Origin of the sequence: Legionella longbeachae (assembly GCF_004283175.1) — a bacterium.
GTDB classification, from domain to species: domain Bacteria; phylum Pseudomonadota; class Gammaproteobacteria; order Legionellales; family Legionellaceae; genus Legionella; species Legionella longbeachae.
In genome coordinates, this window is the sequence record NZ_RXNW01000001.1 from 127,794 (window position 1) to 147,286 (window position 19,493).

The window sequence follows — 19,493 nt, forward strand, 5'->3', positions numbered from 1 at the left end:
ATCAACCCCCATAATATCGGCACCTTTCAATATAAGAAACAGTCCCAGCTTTAGGTTGTTTTTTTGATTTTTTAATAAAGCATATTCCAGCGCACTCATCTTGTGTAAGACTGTTTAACTTGGCAATAATTAAAATTTTTCCTGATATTTCTTTTGACAATAAATCCGCTACGTCAAATTGAATTTTGGCTTTATTAAGCTCAATGAAAGCTAAATGTTGAGTTTCAGAATGATAACCTAAGCAAGTAGTCATTATCCATTTCGCTGACTCGGCATTCAATTGTTGAACATGCTTTACTTTTTCTAAAAAGGATAAAAACTCATGTGGTAGGCCACTGCATTTAAAGTATTTTAATGTTTCCTGAGTAAGTGCATTGGCTTTCTGCAGCAGGATGAGGGCTTTTGCATATTCAACCGGGTACAATGCATCAAGGTAAGACAAAATATCAATTATACCTCTTTATATAGTCCTGCCGCCTTTAATAAAGACAATGCTACTATAGATTGCTGTATGACAGGGGTAGAAATTTTTATTAAGGTTACTACACTTGGATTTAATTCTTTAGCACGATACAGGTTTGTCAAATGAGATAACAAGTTTGCATCAAAATTTGGGAAGAGCGAGTTGCTATTGTGATTGTAGCCCTCATACAAGGAAACTATTAGTTCAGTTATTTCATGACTAAAAACGCCCTGTTTTTTTGATAGAGCAGTGCCTTGATAATACTTTTAAAATGGCCTCTTTTTCTTAAAAAAGACCAATTGAATGCTCACCTATACCAAACTCAGTGAGTAGTGTTTCCAACGAGTCAATGAAGGTAAAGCCATCGAAAACCACTAGCGTAAAAATATATTTATTAATTAACTCAGTACGTTGAGTATCCATGCAATATTTTAAAAATTCGAGTGCTGCTCTGTGCCTCTTATGATGTGGTTGATATACCTTTATAATTTTTAGTCACTCATCAGTATTCCTTCTTTTATAGCTAGAAAGCATAATTTAAGAGTGAAAAACCATACGCAATTCTTTGTATAAATAAAGAATACAATTATATGAATATCAGAGTAAAAAAACTGTCGATAACTATCTGTAACAGGTTCAATCTATTTAAATATTGGAGTGATGACCAGTAATTAGTAGTTTATTGAGGAGGGCATCATTTCTTAGCCGAATTCAGCGAGCTCTTCTCTAAGACGCTTTTCTTCAAACAAATCTTCTATACGTCTTCTTCTTTCTAACTTGGTTGAGGTAGTTGTTTCGGTAGATAGTGTTGTATCAACATTAAAATCTTCTACTTCCATCTCATTTTCATCAAATTCACGTGGATCCATAGCCATCTCCTTAGCCTTCAACCATGAGCATCTTAATAAAATACCAGAATTTGGGCTTGGGAGACAGTGGAATTTTTTGAGCATTTTTAGGAGAAAGGATGTCTTTTAATTTTCCTTGTTTTAGTGTTTGAATCACTAAAACAAGGCATTCAGTTTTATGAAGGGCCTTTTAGGACTTTTTCTACCTGATCTTCTAATGCTTTTTCTTTTTCCTGACTAATGATATCTGGTCCAGTTTTTCCTTTATTTTTACCTGTATTCAGATCGCTCTTCAATTGATTTGTGATTTCAGGAGGGGACTTTCTGGAAGAAGCCAGGACATTTTTTCTCTCATCAAGAGCTTTACGTTGTTCTTTTGATTGTTGATGAAGAATGCCCAGTTTTGGCCCATCATCTTTGAAAAGTTCTTGAATATTTACTTCTCTACCTTTGCTATCTACTAACACAATATACTGTGGTTTCTTAGGTTTTCCGTCCTCACCAAATTCAACAGGAGGGAATCCAGCTTCCAGACAAGCTTCATAAGCTTGTTTGAGTCTTAGCTTTTCCGTATAGGGATCATTGGGAAAATCAACTGTCATTTTAATTCCGCTAAATCCAGCAGCTCTAATTGTTTGAGCCAGGGCTATCATATCAGCTTTTGGTTTTTCCTGGTTTGCTGGAAAGCTTAGATAGTATCCAGGATCAAAAATTCTAGTGGAAAATTCAATAGTCCAAACACCCGGTGTTTTCTGTTCTGCTTTTTTTCCTGTTGGAGTATAAAAAAATTTTAAATCCATAGGATCGAGGGCAGAGATTGACATCCCATCAGGACTAATATGGGTTTCAATCATAGTATTTCCTTGCGGATTTTCCTTAAGCCTTTTCGCTACGGCTGCATCCAGTGCAAGAAGCATTTCCTGGCGTTTTCTGGCATCACTTTGTCCATAAGCGTATTTTTCCATTTGAGCAGCAAAAATAAATCGTTCCATTTGGGCATTTGCTGCTTTATCTAATAGAATGGTGTTTTCTGAAGTGGCTTTATCAAAAGCGTCTAATTGCGATTTATGAGTTTCTTCAATTTTTTTGATGAGTTCGGCTTTTTTGTTCTCTATTATTTTGTCTATTTTGTCGTCATCATCTAGATCATCGATGTTTTTAATACTATCATCAATTTCATCGATTTTAATTAAATCAGCTTTTAAAGCAGCTTTTGCACCTTCCTTAAAGGCTGTTTTAAGATTATTTGTTTGCGCTTCTATCATTATTTTAAATTTCTCGAGCTCTATTTTTTGTTGTGCTGCAACGGCATTCCTAGCGTTAGTTTGAACTCTGTTTAATTCGCCTCGAATATCTTCTACTGAATAGGGTTTAGGAACTTTCTCAACAATTATATCTTTGAATGCTGCCATTGAGGCTTTATACAATTCTTTAGATTTGTCATAAAAATCTTCTTTTTGGAATACTTTTTCAAATTCTTTTCTTAGTCCCTCTTTCTCTTGCCCATCCCCTCGCAATAGTTTATCAAAAGTATATTCTTTATTTTTAAAAATTTGCTGATTAAAACCTGAATAATTGCGCATTCTGTTGGTATCATGATCATCAAAAGCATTATCCTTAAAATCGAATGGAGATAATCCAATTTTATCACGAATTTTTTGTAGAAGTGCTTTTTCCGCCTCGGGCGTAAGTTCTCTTAGATATTTTCGAGAATCGAGAAAGTCAAATAAACCTTGTCTGAATGTCATTGATTCTACCTCAAAAGCTTTTAGGTTAAGTAAAGTATATCATCTTTTCATTAAGAGAGAATGATTGGAGGGGTTTGTATTTGAACAATTTTTATCATTATAGTTCAAATTTATCAGTTTTGTTTATATTTTAAATAAGTTTTGAGGTGAAGTAACGTTTGAGTCGTATTTGGCTCAAACGTTTTTATCTGGGTGTTTTATAAGAGTGATTGGAATTTACTACCATGCGGGGATAGCTGCATCACCGAATATATTTTTTGCCTTTTCTTTCACTTCCGGAGAATTAAAAGCTTTAACAAATAATTCTAATTTTGCTTTTTTGGGCGAATCACTTCGGATCACGATAACATTGGCGTAGGGTGAATCTTTATCTTCACTCAATAAAGAATCTTTAGAAGGACTCAAGCCTGCTGGCAGGGCAAAAGTCGTATTAATTATAGCTGCATCTACATCGGGTAAAACTCTAGGTAATTGAGCCGCATCCATTTCTTTAAATTGGAGTTTTTTGGGATTTGTAGCAATATCCTTTAAACCGGTATCATGAGTATTTTTTAAGGTAATTAAATTTGCTTTTTCTAATAATTGCAACGCACGCATTTCGTTACTTGGATCATTAGGTATGGCAATTACAGCTCCTTCAGGTAGCTCCTTTAATGAAGTATGTTTTTTGGAGTAAATGCCCACAGGATATACAAAGGTTCTTCCTATGGCTTCAAAAGGGTAGCCATGGGCTTTAATTGCAGCGTTGAGGTATGGCACATGTTGATAAACATTGGCATCCAAGCTTCCATCTTGCAATGCTTCGTTAGGTAAGTTGTAATCATTAAAAGTGACGATTTTTATATTTAAATGATATTTATTTTTTGCCACTTCTTTTGCTGTTTCAACCAGTGTTGTTTCTGGCCCTGCAATTGTACCTATAATTAATGTATTTTGTGGTGAGGGTTTGTGACAAGCAATAAGGCTTAATAATAAAACGCAATAAGCTAAAATTCGCATTTAAAACTCCAAAGTTGAGAATCAATGATGTAAAAAACGTTTTGCCAAATAATCGCCGATCATTTGCGTCAGTTGTACCATAATAATTAAAATGATGACTGTGGAAATCATAATTTCTGCATCAAAGCGTTGATATCCATAGTTAATTGCCAAAGTTCCTAAACCTCCTGCGCCTACAGTTCCAGCCATGGCCGAATAATTTACCAAAGTAATAGCAGTGACCGTAATGGCATGGATTAACGCTGGTTTCGCTTCAGGCAATAAAATATGCAAAATGATTTGCCGTGTGTTTGCACCCATTGCATACCCAGTTTCAATAAGTCCTGAAGGTAAGCTGCGATAAACATTATCTACCAGTCTTGCAAAAAAAGGGATTGCTCCTATTGTTAGAGGCACAATCGCTGCATTTATTCCAATGGAAGTACCTACAATCAGACGCGTAAACGGTATGATTGCTACTAACAAAATAATAAAAGGGATAGAGCGCGCCATGTTAATTACAGTAGAGAGTATTTTGTTTACCCGTGGCATTAGTTTGACATGATTGGATGAATACAGCCATGTTCCTAAAGGTAAGCCAAGTAGTACTGCAAATAGGGTGCTTAGGACTACCATATACAGTGTTTCGCCTGTCGCGATTAATAAATCATATGCCATTGGGAAGGACATAGCCTAATACCTCCACAGTTAGTTTGGCTTGCTGACAGCGTTCAATGAATGCTTCTAGTAAAAACTGATGTGCGGTGAGTTCAACAACTAAAACACCACAAGTTACTGTATCATAACGGTCAATATTTGCGAGCAAGATATTAATATCGAGATTTAACTCACGACTTGTTTGGCTAATAAAGGGTACAGTTGCTTCCTCACCTTGAAAAAATAAACGAAGTAAAGGTTTATCTGTAGCATAGTCTGCAAGTCTATTCGTAAGGCATTCCGGCAGTTCGGGGCTAAGTTGGGCATAAAGCATACTACGAGCCAAACTGTCTTTTTTATTAAATACATTGGCTAGAGAAGTTGTTTCAGCTAATTCACCATCAACCATAACCGCCAATCGTTTACAGATACGTTTAACTACATCCATTTCATGAGTAATAAGAACAATAGTAATGCCATAGAGAGAGTTAATTTTTTTTAATAAGGTTAAAATAGAATCGGTTGTCTCTGGATCTAATGCTGATGTTGCTTCATCGCAGAGTAAAATTTTAGGGGAGCAACTCAAAGCACGAGCAATTGCTACTCTTTGTTTTTGCCCACCACTAAGTTGTGCAGGATATGCCAGTTTTTTCTCAGAGAGCTCCACTATTGGAAGCAACTCTTCAATTTTTCTGCGAATAAACTCTTCATCCAATCCCTGAATACGCATAGGAAGCGCGATATTATCATAGACATTTTTAGAGCTAAGCAAATTAAAGTGTTGAAAAATCATAGCCATTTTATGGCGAGCCAAAGCTAAATCTTTTCGGGAAAGACTTGTTAAATATTGACCATCAATCACGACATCACCTTGATCAGGGCGTTCTAGTAGATTGATACATCTTAATAAAGTAGACTTTCCGGCACCACTTTTACCAATGATCCCAAAAATTTCACCTTCCTGGATAAATAAATTAATGTCACGTAGGACAGATTTCCCAGAAAAGGATTTGGATAATCCAATTAATTCAATCATAATCATAGCCTGAGCTTATGCGTGCGGACGTTAGTAATAGATCATCCCCTTGAAACAACGCATTTGGCACATCTCGCATGAAAATAACGCGTAGGAAGTCTCCTATTTTCTGCTGTATGCTATGGTTCCTCAGCATCATTTTCGCACGGCCTGCATACAAACCAGATCGTTTACGTAAATATGAGCTTTAGGGGGTTGAGCTATTACGGACTTAAGACTTAGAGGAATGGAAATCATATCCGCTTTAGCCGTATTTTCAAAAAAAAATTTTTGAGCGTCCGCAAGCTGAATTTCAAATCGACGCTAATGCAATATTATACACACTTTGCTCATATAAACAAAGCGATACTTTTAAGTTTGGCATAATTTGTTTTCAGCTCCTTTATAGAGATACAGGGTTATTGCTTTAGTTCTTCACGATTTTTAAAATAATCCAAGGCTTGTGGGTTTGCTAGAGATTGTAAATTATTGACCGGCAAACCATGAACGACTTGTCTAACTGCTACTTCTACGATTTTGCCACTAATCGTACGCGGAATATCCGCAACTTGCAGGATTTTCGCTGGCACATGTCTTGGAGAGGCATTCTGGCGAATGGTTAAACGTATTTTGTTGATGATTTCTTCAGTAAGTTTAATATCCTCGCGTAATTTGACAAACAAAATGATACGAACGTCATCCTGCCAGTCTTGGCCAATTACAATACTATCAACTACTTCATCAATTTTTTCTACTTGTCTATAAATTTCAGCAGTTCCAATGCGTACTCCTCCTGGATTTAATACGGCATCGGATCGGCCATATATAATCAATCCATGATGTTTGGTGATTTCAGCAAAATCACCATGCGCCCAAACACCAGAAAAACGCTCAAAATAAGCATGTTGATATGCTTCTTTTTCAGGATCATTCCAAAAGCCTACAGGCATGGAAGGGAAAGGAGCGGTACAAACTAATTCTCCTCGTTCTCCTCGAATGGGGGTCCCTTGTCCATCAAACACATCTACTGCCATACCTAAACCAAGGCATTGTAATTCACCCCTGTAGATTGGAAGCATTGGATTACCTAATGCGAAACACGAAATAATATCTGTGCCACCGGATATAGAACAAAGTTGCACATCCTTTTTGATTTGGTTATAAACGAAATCGTAGTTTTTAGGTAATAGTGGAGATCCTGTAGAAAGAATACAACGTAAGTGAGTTAAATTATATTCATCTTTAGGCACTACTCCGGCCTTTTCAACTGCAGAAATGAACTTTGCACTCGTTCCAAAGACCGTTACTCGTTCTTTTTCAATTAATTGAAATAAACGGCCATTTTCAGGATAAGTTGGAGAACCCTCATATAAAGTAAGTGTGACTCCTAATGCCAAAGCAGAAACGGTCCAATTCCACATCATCCAACCACAAGTAGTATAAAAACATAGATTATCAGTGGCATGTAAGTCAGTATGTAATCCTAATTCTTTAAGATGCTGGAGTAAGGTACCCCCAGCGCCATGAATAATACACTTGGGTTTTCCTGTAGTACCTGATGAAAACATAATGTAAACGGGGTGTTCAAAAGGCAAGGAAACAAATTCGCATTGGCTTGCTGGCCGGAGAAAATCATTCCATGATTGTGCCTTAGGGAGTAAAGAAATATCTACAGGTTCGTTGATATTTGGACAAACCACAATTTGTATGAGTGAGGATATGGCATCATTAAGTTGTCTTATTTTTTCAACGCCACTGTGTTTTTTCCCCTGATATTGATGTCCATCACATATGAATAAGACTTTGGGCGTTATCTGTCCCAGCCGATCAATTGCAGCTTGAGCACCGAAGTCAGGTGAGCAAGAAGACCAGATTGCTCCTAATGAAGTTGTAGCTAACATTGCAATTATTGTGTGAGAAGTATTGGGCATTAAAGCCGCTACTCGATCACCTGCCATGACTCCAATTGCTTTTAGCCCCGCAGCACATTGAGCAACCTGGATATACAGTTGCTCATAACTCATTGTTTGTCTGTGATTATCTTCATTAAGACTAATTAACGCGAGATGTTGGTCTCTTCGCGATAAAAGTTTTTCTGCAAAGTTAAATTGAGCACCTGAAAACCAGCGTGCTTCGATCATATCCTTATAATAGTTAAGAATTTGGTGAGGTGGTTTATCAAAACTTAAATGAAAAAATTCGCAAAGTGTTTGCCAAAAGGAATCGGGATGCTTGATAGACCAAGTATGCATGTCTTGATAATTTTCAAAGATCTGACAGTGTTTTTGAGCAGCAAACTCCATAAATTGCCACATTCTACTTTTTTGAGGGTTTTGAGGTTTCCATACAATGTCACTCATAATTATTTCTCTCTGTAATTATTAATGAATTCCTACTTGAGGAAATTCTTCTAGTTGCAGGAAGTAGGAAGCATGGCATTCGCAACTTTTGATTGATTCTTACGCCCCAAAATCTTACAAATCATGTCACCGGCCGCTACAATTTTAAAAATATCTATGCCTGTTTCTATTCCTAAACCGTGCATTAAGTATAGAACGTCTTCAGTAGCAACATTACCGCTCGCTCCAAGAGCATAAGGACAGCCTCCAAGACCTGCTACTGAGCTATCAAAACGATGCACCCCATGCTGTAGCGAAGCATAAATATTCGCTATAGCTTGGCCATAGGTGTCATGAAAATGCATTGCTAATTGATTTAAAGGAAGTAGCTTAAGCACTTGATCTAATACCAAATGTGTTTGACGGGGTGTTCCAACCCCTATAGTATCGCCCAAGGATATTTCATCTACTCCCAGATCTAGCAGCTTTTGTGTTACAAGGGCTACTTGTTGAGGTGGAATGCTGCCTTGATAAGGACAACCCAGGACACAGGAAATATAACCCCGAACCCTAATGTTATTTTCCTGGGCAAGGGCTAGAACTGGTTTAAACCGAGCAATGCTTTCATCAATAGAACAATTAATATTTCTTTGATTAAACTGTTCGCTGGCTGCTGTAAATACAGCAATTTCTCGAGCCCCAGCTTCTAAAGCCTTAACCATGCCATGTTCATTAGGCACTAAAGCTGAATAATGGATAGAAGGTACTTTATCTATGGCACGAAAGACTTCATTATGGTCCGCGAGTTGAGGTATTGCTTTTGGAGAGACAAAACTAGTGACTTCAATATGGTGTAAGCCAGATTGGCTGAGTAAATTAATTAATTCAATTTTGTGTTTGCTGGACACAAAAGCAGCTTCATTTTGTAAGCCATCACGGGGGCCTACTTCTATAATAGTTATATGTTGCGGATAGTCCATAATTATCTCTTTTTATATCTCAGGTTAAGAGTCAGTTTCACTTAATGTCAGTAATTCCTCTCCTTCATTAACCTGAGCTCCTACAGCATAAAAAACTTCCATCAAAATACCATCATTAGGAGCATGAATCGTATGCTCCATTTTCATTGCCTCAAGAACGATTAAACGTTCTCCAGCTTTAACCCTTTCGCCAGTATTTTTTAAAACTGCTACAACAGTCGCTGGCATTGGTGCAGTCAGTTGTCCTTTATGAGTTGTTGTTTGTGCACCTAATGTGCTCCAATTAAACCGTTCAATTGTAATTGAACCTTGAGGGGAATATAAGGTCAGAGATTGGTTGTTATTTTCTATTGTAGCTTGATACTTTTGATTTTCTATTTCAATACGAAGTTGATTGCCTATCAAATTTGCATGAATCAAAAATTCCTTTTGATTGAGTTGAACTTTGAAATCATTTGTATTGATTGCCATAATTAATGTTTCAATCGAGGCTTCTTTATTTTGATAACGCCAAATCCAATGGCTTGGCACTTGAGATTGCCAAGCAAAGGCATCTTCAAGTAACGGGTCTTGGATCGAATTGGCCATAGCTAAATAATCAAAACTTACGGTCATAAGTAAAGCGATTTCGTAATCTGGTGTTGCTATTTTAATATCTTCTTTGCTTAAAAAATCAGTACTTAGTTGTACATCTTTGAAGTGGGGGTGATGGCAAATAGCTTGTAAAAATGGAATATTTGTTTTTACTCCACCTATAAAGTAATGGGACAGAGCTTGTTCCATTCGCGAAAGTGCTTCTTCACGATTAGCACCCCAAGCAATAAGTTTGGCAATCATTGGATCATAGTACATAGTAATCTGGGAAGAAAGCTGTATCCCTGTATCTATACGAATACCATCGCCTGATGGCTCTTGCAAAAAATTAATTTGACCAATCGATGGAATGAAATCTTGATAAGGATCTTCAGCATAAATGCGACATTCTATGGCGTGACCAGAGGATTGAATTTTATCTTGGGTTAATGGCAATGGTTCATTAGCGGCAATTTTTAACTGCCATGCCACTAAATCAAGCCCAGTAATTTGTTCGGTGACCGGATGCTCTACTTGGAGGCGGGTATTCATTTCCATAAAATAGAATTGTTCTTCTCCATCCACCAAAAATTCGACAGTACCTGCGCCTCTGTAATTAATAGAACGAGCTACTTCACAAGCTGCTTCAGCAAGTCTTTGCCGTAAAGATGCAGATAAATTAGGCGCAGGGGCTTCTTCAATAATTTTTTGATGCCGACGCTGAATGGAGCAATCGCGCTCAAATAAATGAACCACATTGCCATGATTGTCGGCCATTATTTGTAATTCGACATGACGAGGATGAAGTACTAGTTTTTCTATTATCATGGTGTCATCAGCAAAGCTGGCCATAGATTCTCTTTTAGCCCCAGCTAATGCCATACTGAACTCTGATTCATGATAAACGGTACGCATCCCTTTTCCCCCGCCGCCATTGGCTGCTTTGATTAAAACAGGAAATCCTATTTTTTGGGCTTGTGCAAGTAATTTTTCTTCTGCCTGCTCACTGCCGTGATAACCTGGAGTTAGAGGAACTGTCGTTTTTTCTAACAATTGTTTTGCTAATTGCTTAGAGGCCATCGCTTCCATTGCTTCTATAGAAGGACCAATAAAAATAATATTGGCTTCATCGCAAGCCCTGGCAAACTCAGGGTTTTCAGAGAGAAAGCCATAACCAGGATGTATGGCTTGCGCACCACAATTTTTAGCAACGCGGATAATATTAGCAATATTTAGATAACTGTCTTTAGCAGGAGCTTCACCAACATAGTAGGCACTGTCAGCGCTGCGTACATGTAAGCTTTCTTTATCAACCGAGGAATAGATGGCTACTGTATGTATCCCCATGGATCGCGCAGTTTTAATAATTCTGCACGCTATTTCACCACGATTGGCAATAAGAATTTTATTAAACATGAGAGCCCCTTTAATTTATACTCCAATTAGGTGTTTCTTTTTTTAAAAATGCATTAAGACCTTCTTGTCCCTCAGCAGATACTCTTTTTTGAGCAATTAAGGAAGCAGTATAACAGACTAATTTTTCATCGATTGTTTTATTTGCTACATAAGTTACCAGCTGTTTTGATGCTCGTACTGCTTCAGGTGCATTGTTACAGATTTGTTGAGCGTAATTAAGTGTGAATTCTAATAAATTTTCCTCAGGAACACAGTGTTGCACCAAATTTAACGATAATGCTTTAGCTGCATCAAAAATTTCTGCGCTCATAAACAGGGCTTTAGCATTACGTTCACCTATAGCTTGGACAACATAAGGGCTAATCACTGCTGGTATTAAACCTAGTTTTACTTCTGAAAAACAAAATCGCGCTGATTGAGATGCTAGAGTAAGATCGCAAGCTGCAGCAAGCCCTGCACCTCCCCCAAAAGCAGAACCATGCACCATAGCTATGGTAGGTTTGGGGCTTTTATTTAAAGTGTACATGAGATTACCAAGCACCATAGCATCTTTTAAATTCTCTTCTTCATTAAAGCGTGCCATGTTTTGCATCCAGGCCAAATCAGCACCTGCAGAAAAATGTTTCCCATTGGCCTTAAGTACAATGACACGAACATTACAGTCAGTTATAGCAGAGTTGAGTTGGTCTTGTATTTCGGTTAATAGATGATTATCAAATGCATTATGCTTGCTTACTCGATTGAGAGTAAGTAAGCATAAGTGCCCATGAATTTCAGATAACAAGTCGCTCACAGATGCTCCTTTTTTACATGCGAAATACGCCAAAATTGGTTGATGCTATAGGTGCATTCAGCGCCGCTGATAAACCCAAACCTAATATTTTCCGTGTATCTTGAGGTGCAATGACACCATCATCCCATAAGCGGGCACTCGCATAGAATGGGTGTCCCTGGGTTTCGTATTGTGCTCGCAATTGAGCTTTAAAATTCTCTTCTTCCATTTCGGACCATGCCGCACCTTGTTTTGTGAGTTTATCGCGGTTGACCTGGGCCAGAACATTGGCTGCTTGTTCCCCACCCATTACTGAAATTCGAGAATTTGGCCAAGACCATAGGAACCGTGGGTTATAGGCTCGTCCACACATGGCATAATTTCCAGCGCCAAAGCTCCCACCTACTATTACAGTAAACTTGGGTATATTGGCGTTGGCTACCGCAGTTACCATTTTAGCGCCATGTTTGGCGATGCCTGAGGCTTCATATTTTGAGCCTACCATAAAGCCAGTTATATTTTGTAGGAATACCAGGGGAATTTTACGTTGGCAGCAAAGTTCTATAAAGTGAGTTCCCTTCAGGGCGCTTTCACTAAAGAGAATGCCATTATTAGCGACAATGCCTACGGGATAACCGTATAAATGCGCAAAACCACAGACTAAAGTAGTACCAAAAAGCGCTTTAAATTCATCGAATTCTGAACCATCAACAATACGTGCAATTACTTCACGTATATCAAAGGGTTTTCTTGGATCTGTGGGAATTATACCATTAAGCTCCTTGCTGTCATAAAGTGGTTCTATGGCTTCAATTCTTTTTAGTTGTTGAGGTTTTTTGCGGTTTAAATTACTAATAGAAACTCGTGCCAGGTGAAGTGCATGAGCATCATTTTCAGCATAGTGATCGGCTACTCCTGAATGTCTACAATGTATTTCAGCGCCACCTAACTCTTCAGCACTAATGATTTCACCTGTTGCCGCTTTAACAAGAGGGGGGCCTCCCAGGAAAATAGTGGCTTGGTTTTTAACCATTATCGACTCGTCTGCCATAGCCGGAACATATGCTCCTCCAGCTGTACAAGATCCCATAACTACCGCAATTTGCGGAATATTTTGCGAGGACATTTGTGCTTGGTTAAAGAAAATGCGACCAAAATGATCTCGATCTGGAAATACCTCATCTTGATGAGGTAAATAAGCTCCCCCTGAGTCGACCAAATAAATACAGGGTAAATGATTTATCAGTGCAATTTCTTGGGCTCTTAAATGTTTTTTTACGGTTAAAGGGTAGTAGGTTCCTCCCTTTACCGTGGCATCATTTACAACTATCACACATTCAATACCGCAAACCCAACCAATTCCAGTAATGATTCCTGCAGCAGGAATAGCATCGTTATAGACTTGAAAGGCCGCAAGCTGAGAGAGTTCAAGAAAAGGACTACCTGGATCTAATAATTGCTGTAGCCGTTCTCTTGGTAATAGTTTGCCATGTTTGAGATGGCGGGCTCGCGCTTTTTCATCACCACCTAAGGCAATATGCTGAATTTGATTTTTTAATTCATTAACTAATGTGAGCATTGTTGCCTGATTTGCCTTAAATTCCTGGCTACTGGTATTGATTTGACTGATTAATTTTGCCATACCTTCTATAATCCTTATCGAACCAAAATATCGCTTAAAACAATGATGATCCAAATAATCCAGGTGATTGCAATGAAATGAGGCATATCACCACCTTTAAAAATTCTATATGCAAGAGCTGGAACAGAAGTAATTGCTACGGGTAATAGGACAAGAACAAGTATCTTACGAACCACAAGTCCCCAGCCAGTTTGGCTGAAAATGGGTGTTAGTTTTAAATTGATATAGGTAAAAAACAGATCGATATAGACAATGACTAGCTGGGCATATTTTGCCAAAATTACTACTAAGATACTAAGTAATAAATAGATAAGACTGTGTCGTAGCATGAATGTCCTTTTTATGATACAGATTTTCTCCAGATGCAATAAAGAGAGTCAAAGTTATTCTCATCTATCAAAAAACACCTCATTACCTTTTTGATCGTAACAAAATTTAAGAATCTTATTACTCTCGCGAAGTCTGAAAAACTTGCGTAGATGATAAATGTACGACAATAACTTTGAGCTCCTTCTTAAGAGAAAGAAACTGTTGTATTTTAAATTAACTCAATAGCCATAGCAGTTGCTTCGCCGCCACCAATACATAATGCAGCAACGCCGCGTTTTTTCCCTTGATGTTTTAAAGCGTGTATTAAAGTTACTAATATACGCGCACCCGAAGCGCCAATTGGGTGGCCTAAGGCACAAGCACCGCCATGAATGTTAACGTGTTCTGGATTTAATTCAAGCTCTTTTATAGCAGCCATAGTGACTACCGCAAATGCCTCATTAATTTCATAAAGATCAACGTCATTTTGTTTCCATGCAGCTTTATTCATTACTTTGCGAATAGCATCGACAGGAGCAGTGGTAAACCATTCCGGTGCTTGTGAATGGCATGCATGAGCAACAATGCGGGCTAAAGGTTTTATACCTTGCTTTTCTGCTTGTCCAGCACTCATGAGAATCACACTTGCTGCACCATCAGATATGGAGCTTGAATTAGCAGCGGTAACTGTTCCATCTGCTTTAAATGCGGGCTTTAGCTGAGGGATTTTAGCAAGTTTGGCGGCATCAGGACCTTCATCAACGTTTATTGTAACATCACCTTTACGTGAAGTTATCGTTACTGGAGTCATTTCATCTTTGAACGCCCCACTTTCTATAGCTTTAAGGGCTCTGCTCATGGAGCGAACAGCGAATTCATCTTGTTGCTCTCTACTGAAATGATAATGGCTGGCGGTAGCTTCTGCGAAAACACCCATTAGTTTGCCTCTATCGTAGGCATCTTCTAATCCATCGAGGAACATATGATCTTTTAACTCACCATGTCCAAGTCGATACCCGGAACGTGCTTTACTCAGTAAATAGGGGGCATTGCTCATGCTTTCCATACCACCAGCAAGAATGATATGTGCAGTTCCTGCACGAATTAAATCATGAGCCAACATAATTGCTTTCATCCCGGAGCCACACATTTTATTTATTGTGGTTGCTCCTGCGGTATTGGGTATACCAGCCTTAATTGCTGCTTGTCGAGCAGGGGCCTGGCCAATTCCTGCCTGTAAAACACAGCCACTAATTACTTCGTCTATTTCTGCGGGCTTAATTCCAGCTTGGGATAAGGCTGCTTGATGTGCGATTGCGCCTAATTCGGGAGCTGAAAGTGTTGATAAATTTCCTAGCATTGCTCCCATAGGAGTTCTTTTTGCTGCAACGATTACAATGTCATTCTGTTCCATTTTCACTCTTCCTTATACTGTTTCTTTAAAAAGTTCTCGCCCAATAAGCATTCTTCTAATTTCGGAAGTACCAGCCCCTATTTCGTACAATTTTGCATCACGAAGCAAACGACCTGTGGGATATTCATTAATATATCCATTTCCACCAAGAATTTGTATCGCTTGCAATGCCATTTGGGTTGCCCTTTCTGCCGTATATAAAATGACACTTGCAGCATCTTTACGGCTGACCATGCCTTGATCACACGCTTTTGCAATAGTATATAAATAAGCTCTTGATGCACTTAAATCAGTATACATATCAGCCAATTTACCTTGGATGAATTGAAACTCGCCTATCGGTTGTTCAAACTGCTTGCGCTCATGAACATAAGGCAATACCACATCCATACACGCTTGCATGATCCCTACTGGTCCTGCTGCAAGAATGGTGCGTTCGTAATCAAGGCCGCTCATTAATACTTTAACACCTTGATTTACTTCACCTAGAACCTGTTCTTCGGGTACTTCACACTCCTCAAAAACCAGCTCACAGGTGTTTGAACCTCGCATCCCTAATTTGTCTAACTTTTGTGCTGTTTTAAAGCCAGGCATTCCTTTTTCGATTAGAAAGGCGGTAATTCCTTTACTTGCTGCATGTTTGTCTGTCTTTGCATAAACTACTAAGACATCTGCGTCAGGCCCATTAGTGATCCACATTTTTGTGCCATTGAGAATATATTTGTTACCTGCCGGGCGAGCATCTAATTGCATACTGACTACATCTGATCCTGAATTGGACTCACTCATAGCCAGAGCGCCAATGTATTCTCCACTTACAAGTTTAGACAAATATTTTTGTTTTTGAGAATGATTTCCATTTAAATAAATTTGATTTACACATAAATTCGAATGAGCTCCATAACTTAAACCGACAGAAGCGGAGGCACGGGAAATTTCCTCCATGGCAATCACATGGGCGAGATACCCCATATTGGCACCACCATATTCTTCACTAATTGTAATTCCTAATAAGCCCATTTCACCTAATTTTTTCCATAAGTGATGAGGAAAGGTATTTGTTTCGTCAATTTGAGCAGCAAGTGGCGCGATTTCAGCACGAGCAAATTGATAGACGCTATCGCGTAATATATTATAAGTGTCACCAAGTTGATAGTTCGGTCCTGTATACATGGTAGATAACTTCCCGTAATTTTTAACAAATTTGTTAGACTATACCCAATCGAATTGAAGATGCAAATAAAATTTCTATACCAAGGAAAATGATTTCATTATTTAACATAAGTTCGGGATAAGAATAGGAATCATTACTCTAGACCTAACTCGGCTCAAGTCTCTATTCGACTCACCGAAAAGCCACATTTAGTACATCTTGAGTACAAACATACCTATTAACATAAATTGGAGAATCTCCTTTACCTGACATAAAAAATCGCCTAATCTTAAGCCGAAAGAAATCTGCATATTCCTCTCAATATTAGTTGTGTAGAGGTTGGTATGCACACGAGGGTTGATAATCAGATGTTATCGCGTAATATCAAAGTGAGACCCTGGCATATGAGAGAATGATTTTTGCGCCAATCAAGGGCAACAGTAGAGGTTAGCTTTAAGAGTTCAGGTTTATCTATTTAGGAGAGTCGTTCATGCGCAAGTTAGTACTCTGGGGGCATAGTGTTGATGAGTATCGCGAGATGTTTGATTTGTCTCAAGAGGACATGAATTCCCGAATTCTAGAATACGGATGTGGTCCAAGTGCCGTAAATGCACAACAATTTCAGGGGGCGCACCAGGTTGTTAGTTGTGATCCCTTATTTGTTTTGGATAAGGATACATTATCCTCCAAAGCAATCATGATTTTTGCTCAAATGGCTGATGAAGTGCGCAAAGAGCAAGAGCAATTTGATTTTAGCCGTAATGGTAGTTTAGAACAATTGCTTGCATACCGGCAAGAAGGAATGAAATCTTTCTTTGCCGATTATGAAAAAGGCAAGGCTGAAGGGCGCTATTTGGGAGCAGCTGATTTTCATTTACCCTATTCTGATTTTTCCTTTGATTTTGCTTTAAGTGCCCATTATTTATTTGCAGACTTAGAAGATCAAACTGTTGATTTTCATTTAAATGTAATTCGTGAATTAGCAAGGGTAGCTAAAGAAGTTAGAATTTTTCCCTTGAATGATATGGAAGGAAAAAGCTCTGAGCTTTTAGGCCCAGTATTACTGCAACTGCAAAAAAATGGTTATGGTGTAGAAATTAGAGAAGTGAATTACCATTTGCATCAATCAGAAAATGCGATGCTTCGAGTTTGGGCGCAGAAATGTGATATTTAACGTCAACGGCAAGGAAATACCTTTTACGCCACTAGACGAGCGTTGATTAATGTAGCCAGGGTGTCGTGAATCGTAACCCAGAGGGCTTGTGCGCACAGAATTTACAGGTTAACCTTCGCTCACCCAGACTACAGGATTCTCTATGTATTCGATTTTACGTCCCTTACTTTTTAGTATGGAGGCAGAAAAAGCACATACCTTGAGTTTGTCTGCTTTACACTTCATACCTAAATTTTGCTTTAAGCAAGCAGAACATCAGCCTGTGCGCGCTTTAGGACTCCAGTTTCCTCATATTGTTGGTTTAGCTGCAGGGCTGGATAAGAATGGCGAGCATTTAGATGCATTAGCTAAGCTTGGTTTTTCATTTATTGAATTAGGAACGGTAACGCCAAAACCACAAATGGGTAATCCCAAGCCCCGTTTATTTCGTTTACCAGAAGCTCAGGCAATTATTAATCGTATGGGGTTTAACAATCAGGGTGTTGATGCTTTAGTGACGCATGTAAAAAGGGCATCTTATAAAGGGATACTAGGTATTAATATTGGCAAAAATAAAGACACATCACTAGACCATGCTGCAGATGATTACATTTATTGCTTCAAGAAAGTTTATGAACATGCATCCTATGTAACGATTAACATTTCTTCACCCAACACCCCCGATTTACGCCAATTACAACAAAAAGAGTATTTTGCCCATTTATTGTCAAAAATTCAGGCGGAGCAAACTGAATTAGCTGATAAGTTTCAACGGCATGTTCCTCTGGTTGTAAAAATATCACCAGACGAACATGCAGAAACACTGAAACAAATGACAGAAGTGATTTTGAATTTAGGCATAGAAGGAATTATTGCGACAAATACAACATGTTCACGTAAGGGGGTGGAGCATTTACCGTTCTCGGAGGAGGCAGGAGGATTAAGTGGTAAACCTCTTTGGGAATTATCAACTCAGTGTTTGCGTTTATTAAAACAATATGTAGGCAATGACGTGACTTTGATTGGAGTAGGGGGTATTAATAGTTGTGATAGCGCTCGAGCAAAATTGAATGCCGGAGCTTCATTAATACAAATATATAGCGGTTTGATTTATCAGGGACCAGGATTAGTCTATGAATTAGTACGCGGATTACCTTCAAAAGGATGAACTGTAACTCATGGCAGAATCTGAATTTATTTTAAATTTCAATCCCCTGTTTTTACTTGGGCTGCAGGGAGGGGATTCATGAAATGCATTACTAAAAATCTTGCTGCACAAATGGAATCTTGCATCAAGCAAACTCACATTGAGGTTACTAAGCAGTATTCAAAAGGAAAAATTTTGGAAATTAATGGAGGTGCTGCTTGTTTTTCAGGCTTTGATTCTTATTTGTCACAGGTAGTTGGATGGGGCTTTAACACGCCATTAAAACAATTTAAAACAGAAATTGAATGTATTGAGCAATTTTATAGAAACTTAAATCATCCACGGGTAGATATTGAGTTATGCCCTTTTGCAGGGAATGAGCTTGCTATTTTTTTAAGTCAACGTGGCTATTGTATTAATGAATTGAATAATGTTTCCGTCCTGGAGTTAAACACATACCAATCTACTGATTTTAATAAAGGCCCATTGATGATAAGGGAGATAAGGCCCGATGAAATCCATGAATGGGCTACCCGGGTCGCAATAGGTTTTGCGGCTCCTGAAGCTAAAGATCAATTTATTCATTATGCTCAATCTACTGGAGTCAGTATTTTTGCAGCTTATGATAATACGGAAATTGTAGCCGGAGCCACAATTGCCATACATGATAATTTTTGTGATTTAGGCGTTACGAGTACTTTACCTGAATATCGAGGTAAAGGGTTACAAAAAAGACTATTACTTGCTCGTTTAAACTATGCCAGGCAACATCGTTTATCTTGGGCCACAGTAACTACTGAGCCAGGAAGCATTTCGGATGTGAATGTGCAAAAAATTGGCTTTAGTTGTGCTTACACACGCATTAAGATGACCTTGGAATGAAAGG

General features: G+C 38.4%; 18 protein-coding genes. 3 read left to right on the forward strand and 15 right to left on the reverse strand.

Annotated features, from left to right (window positions below; translation table 11 throughout):
* Position 1 precedes the first annotated feature (1 nt).
* From EKG34_RS00495 to EKG34_RS00560, 15 genes are all read right to left on the reverse strand, one after another.
* A complete protein-coding gene (locus tag EKG34_RS00495; protein ID WP_003632262.1) occupies positions 2-442 on the reverse strand; it encodes a hypothetical protein in 441 nt (146 codons plus the stop codon).
* Between the two features lie 306 nt (positions 443-748).
* Positions 749-886, reverse strand: a complete 138-nt coding sequence (locus EKG34_RS18110) for a hypothetical protein (RefSeq protein WP_003632258.1) — start codon at positions 884-886, stop codon at positions 749-751.
* Positions 887-1,164: 278 nt separating this feature from the next.
* A complete protein-coding gene (locus EKG34_RS18115; protein WP_003632257.1) occupies positions 1,165-1,332 on the reverse strand; it encodes a PA3496 family putative envelope integrity protein in 168 nt (55 codons plus the stop codon).
* A gap of 155 nt (positions 1,333-1,487) precedes the next feature.
* Positions 1,488-3,059: a hypothetical protein gene (locus EKG34_RS00505; protein WP_012978973.1), complete on the reverse strand. Its 1,572-nt coding sequence runs from the start codon at positions 3,057-3,059 to the stop codon at positions 1,488-1,490.
* A 219-nt stretch (positions 3,060-3,278) separates the two neighbouring features.
* Positions 3,279-4,058, reverse strand: coding sequence for a MetQ/NlpA family ABC transporter substrate-binding protein (locus tag EKG34_RS00510; protein WP_003632254.1), 780 nt, complete (start codon positions 4,056-4,058; stop codon positions 3,279-3,281).
* 21 nt (positions 4,059-4,079) lie between these two features.
* Complete coding sequence (locus EKG34_RS00515) at positions 4,080-4,727, reverse strand: methionine ABC transporter permease (RefSeq protein ID WP_012978974.1); 648 nt, start codon at positions 4,725-4,727, stop codon at positions 4,080-4,082.
* Positions 4,705-5,730 (reverse strand): methionine ABC transporter ATP-binding protein, encoded by a 1,026-nt coding sequence (locus EKG34_RS00520; RefSeq protein WP_012978975.1) that lies wholly within the window; start codon positions 5,728-5,730, stop codon positions 4,705-4,707. The genes EKG34_RS00515 and EKG34_RS00520 overlap by 23 nt, the downstream gene beginning before the upstream one ends.
* Positions 5,731-6,128: 398 nt before the next feature.
* Complete coding sequence (locus tag EKG34_RS00525; RefSeq protein ID WP_003632251.1) at positions 6,129-8,069, reverse strand: acetoacetate--CoA ligase; 1,941 nt, start codon at positions 8,067-8,069, stop codon at positions 6,129-6,131.
* 50 nt (positions 8,070-8,119) lie between these two features.
* On the reverse strand, positions 8,120-9,028 hold the full coding sequence (locus EKG34_RS00530; RefSeq protein WP_003632250.1) for a hydroxymethylglutaryl-CoA lyase: 909 nt from the start codon (positions 9,026-9,028) through the stop codon (positions 8,120-8,122).
* A 24-nt stretch (positions 9,029-9,052) separates the two neighbouring features.
* Positions 9,053-11,017 (reverse strand): acetyl/propionyl/methylcrotonyl-CoA carboxylase subunit alpha, encoded by a 1,965-nt coding sequence (locus EKG34_RS00535; protein WP_003632248.1) that lies wholly within the window; start codon positions 11,015-11,017, stop codon positions 9,053-9,055.
* Between the two features lie 10 nt (positions 11,018-11,027).
* Positions 11,028-11,810 (reverse strand): enoyl-CoA hydratase-related protein, encoded by a 783-nt coding sequence (locus EKG34_RS00540; RefSeq protein ID WP_003632247.1) that lies wholly within the window; start codon positions 11,808-11,810, stop codon positions 11,028-11,030.
* Positions 11,811-11,823: 13 nt separating this feature from the next.
* The gene (locus EKG34_RS00545; RefSeq protein ID WP_003632246.1) at positions 11,824-13,431 is read right to left on the reverse strand and encodes a carboxyl transferase domain-containing protein; all 1,608 of its coding nucleotides are present in this window, start codon (positions 13,429-13,431) and stop codon (positions 11,824-11,826) included.
* Positions 13,432-13,445: 14 nt separating this feature from the next.
* Positions 13,446-13,760, reverse strand: a complete 315-nt coding sequence (locus tag EKG34_RS00550) for a hypothetical protein (protein WP_003632245.1) — start codon at positions 13,758-13,760, stop codon at positions 13,446-13,448.
* Between the two features lie 209 nt (positions 13,761-13,969).
* Positions 13,970-15,154 carry an acetyl-CoA C-acyltransferase gene (locus EKG34_RS00555; protein ID WP_003632244.1) on the reverse strand — a complete coding sequence of 395 codons (1,185 nt, stop codon included), beginning with the start codon at positions 15,152-15,154 and terminating at the stop codon, positions 13,970-13,972.
* A 12-nt stretch (positions 15,155-15,166) separates the two neighbouring features.
* On the reverse strand, positions 15,167-16,327 hold the full coding sequence (locus EKG34_RS00560; RefSeq protein WP_003632243.1) for an isovaleryl-CoA dehydrogenase: 1,161 nt from the start codon (positions 16,325-16,327) through the stop codon (positions 15,167-15,169).
* 470 nt (positions 16,328-16,797) lie between these two features.
* Here EKG34_RS00560 and EKG34_RS00565 point away from each other — a divergent pair, with 470 nt between their 5' ends.
* The 3 genes from EKG34_RS00565 to EKG34_RS00575 all read left to right on the forward strand — a co-directional run bounded on the left by EKG34_RS00565 (position 16,798) and on the right by EKG34_RS00575 (position 19,489).
* A complete protein-coding gene (locus tag EKG34_RS00565; protein ID WP_003632242.1) occupies positions 16,798-17,481 on the forward strand; it encodes a hypothetical protein in 684 nt (227 codons plus the stop codon).
* A gap of 142 nt (positions 17,482-17,623) precedes the next feature.
* Positions 17,624-18,628, forward strand: a complete 1,005-nt coding sequence (locus tag EKG34_RS00570) for a quinone-dependent dihydroorotate dehydrogenase (protein WP_003632241.1) — start codon at positions 17,624-17,626, stop codon at positions 18,626-18,628.
* A 78-nt stretch (positions 18,629-18,706) separates the two neighbouring features.
* Positions 18,707-19,489: a GNAT family N-acetyltransferase gene (locus EKG34_RS00575; RefSeq protein WP_003632240.1), complete on the forward strand. Its 783-nt coding sequence runs from the start codon at positions 18,707-18,709 to the stop codon at positions 19,487-19,489.
* Positions 19,490-19,493: the final 4 nt, after the last annotated feature.

Excerpts from the sequence above, each read along its gene's own strand:
- EKG34_RS18110 (WP_003632258.1), bottom strand. The coding sequence starts at position 886 with ATGGATACTCAACGTACTGAGTTAATTAATAAATATATTTTTACGCTA.
- EKG34_RS18115 (WP_003632257.1), bottom strand. The coding sequence starts at position 1,332 with ATGGATCCACGTGAATTTGATGAAAATGAGATGGAAGTAGAAGATTTT.
- EKG34_RS00505 (WP_012978973.1), bottom strand. The coding sequence starts at position 3,059 with ATGACATTCAGACAAGGTTTATTTGACTTTCTCGATTCTCGAAAATAT.
- EKG34_RS00510 (WP_003632254.1), bottom strand. The coding sequence starts at position 4,058 with ATGCGAATTTTAGCTTATTGCGTTTTATTATTAAGCCTTATTGCTTGT.
- EKG34_RS00515 (WP_012978974.1), bottom strand. The coding sequence starts at position 4,727 with ATGTCCTTCCCAATGGCATATGATTTATTAATCGCGACAGGCGAAACA.
- EKG34_RS00520 (WP_012978975.1), bottom strand. The coding sequence starts at position 5,730 with ATGATTGAATTAATTGGATTATCCAAATCCTTTTCTGGGAAATCTGTC.
- EKG34_RS00525 (WP_003632251.1), bottom strand. The coding sequence starts at position 8,069 with ATGAGTGACATTGTATGGAAACCTCAAAACCCTCAAAAAAGTAGAATG.
- EKG34_RS00530 (WP_003632250.1), bottom strand. The coding sequence starts at position 9,028 with ATGGACTATCCGCAACATATAACTATTATAGAAGTAGGCCCCCGTGAT.
- EKG34_RS00535 (WP_003632248.1), bottom strand. The coding sequence starts at position 11,017 with ATGTTTAATAAAATTCTTATTGCCAATCGTGGTGAAATAGCGTGCAGA.
- EKG34_RS00545 (WP_003632246.1), bottom strand. The coding sequence starts at position 13,431 with ATGGCAAAATTAATCAGTCAAATCAATACCAGTAGCCAGGAATTTAAG.
- EKG34_RS00550 (WP_003632245.1), bottom strand. The coding sequence starts at position 13,760 with ATGCTACGACACAGTCTTATCTATTTATTACTTAGTATCTTAGTAGTA.
- EKG34_RS00555 (WP_003632244.1), bottom strand. The coding sequence starts at position 15,154 with ATGGAACAGAATGACATTGTAATCGTTGCAGCAAAAAGAACTCCTATG.
- EKG34_RS00560 (WP_003632243.1), bottom strand. The coding sequence starts at position 16,327 with ATGTATACAGGACCGAACTATCAACTTGGTGACACTTATAATATATTA.
- EKG34_RS00565 (WP_003632242.1), top strand. The coding sequence starts at position 16,798 with ATGCGCAAGTTAGTACTCTGGGGGCATAGTGTTGATGAGTATCGCGAG.
- EKG34_RS00570 (WP_003632241.1), top strand. The coding sequence starts at position 17,624 with ATGTATTCGATTTTACGTCCCTTACTTTTTAGTATGGAGGCAGAAAAA.
- EKG34_RS00575 (WP_003632240.1), top strand. The coding sequence starts at position 18,707 with ATGAAATGCATTACTAAAAATCTTGCTGCACAAATGGAATCTTGCATC.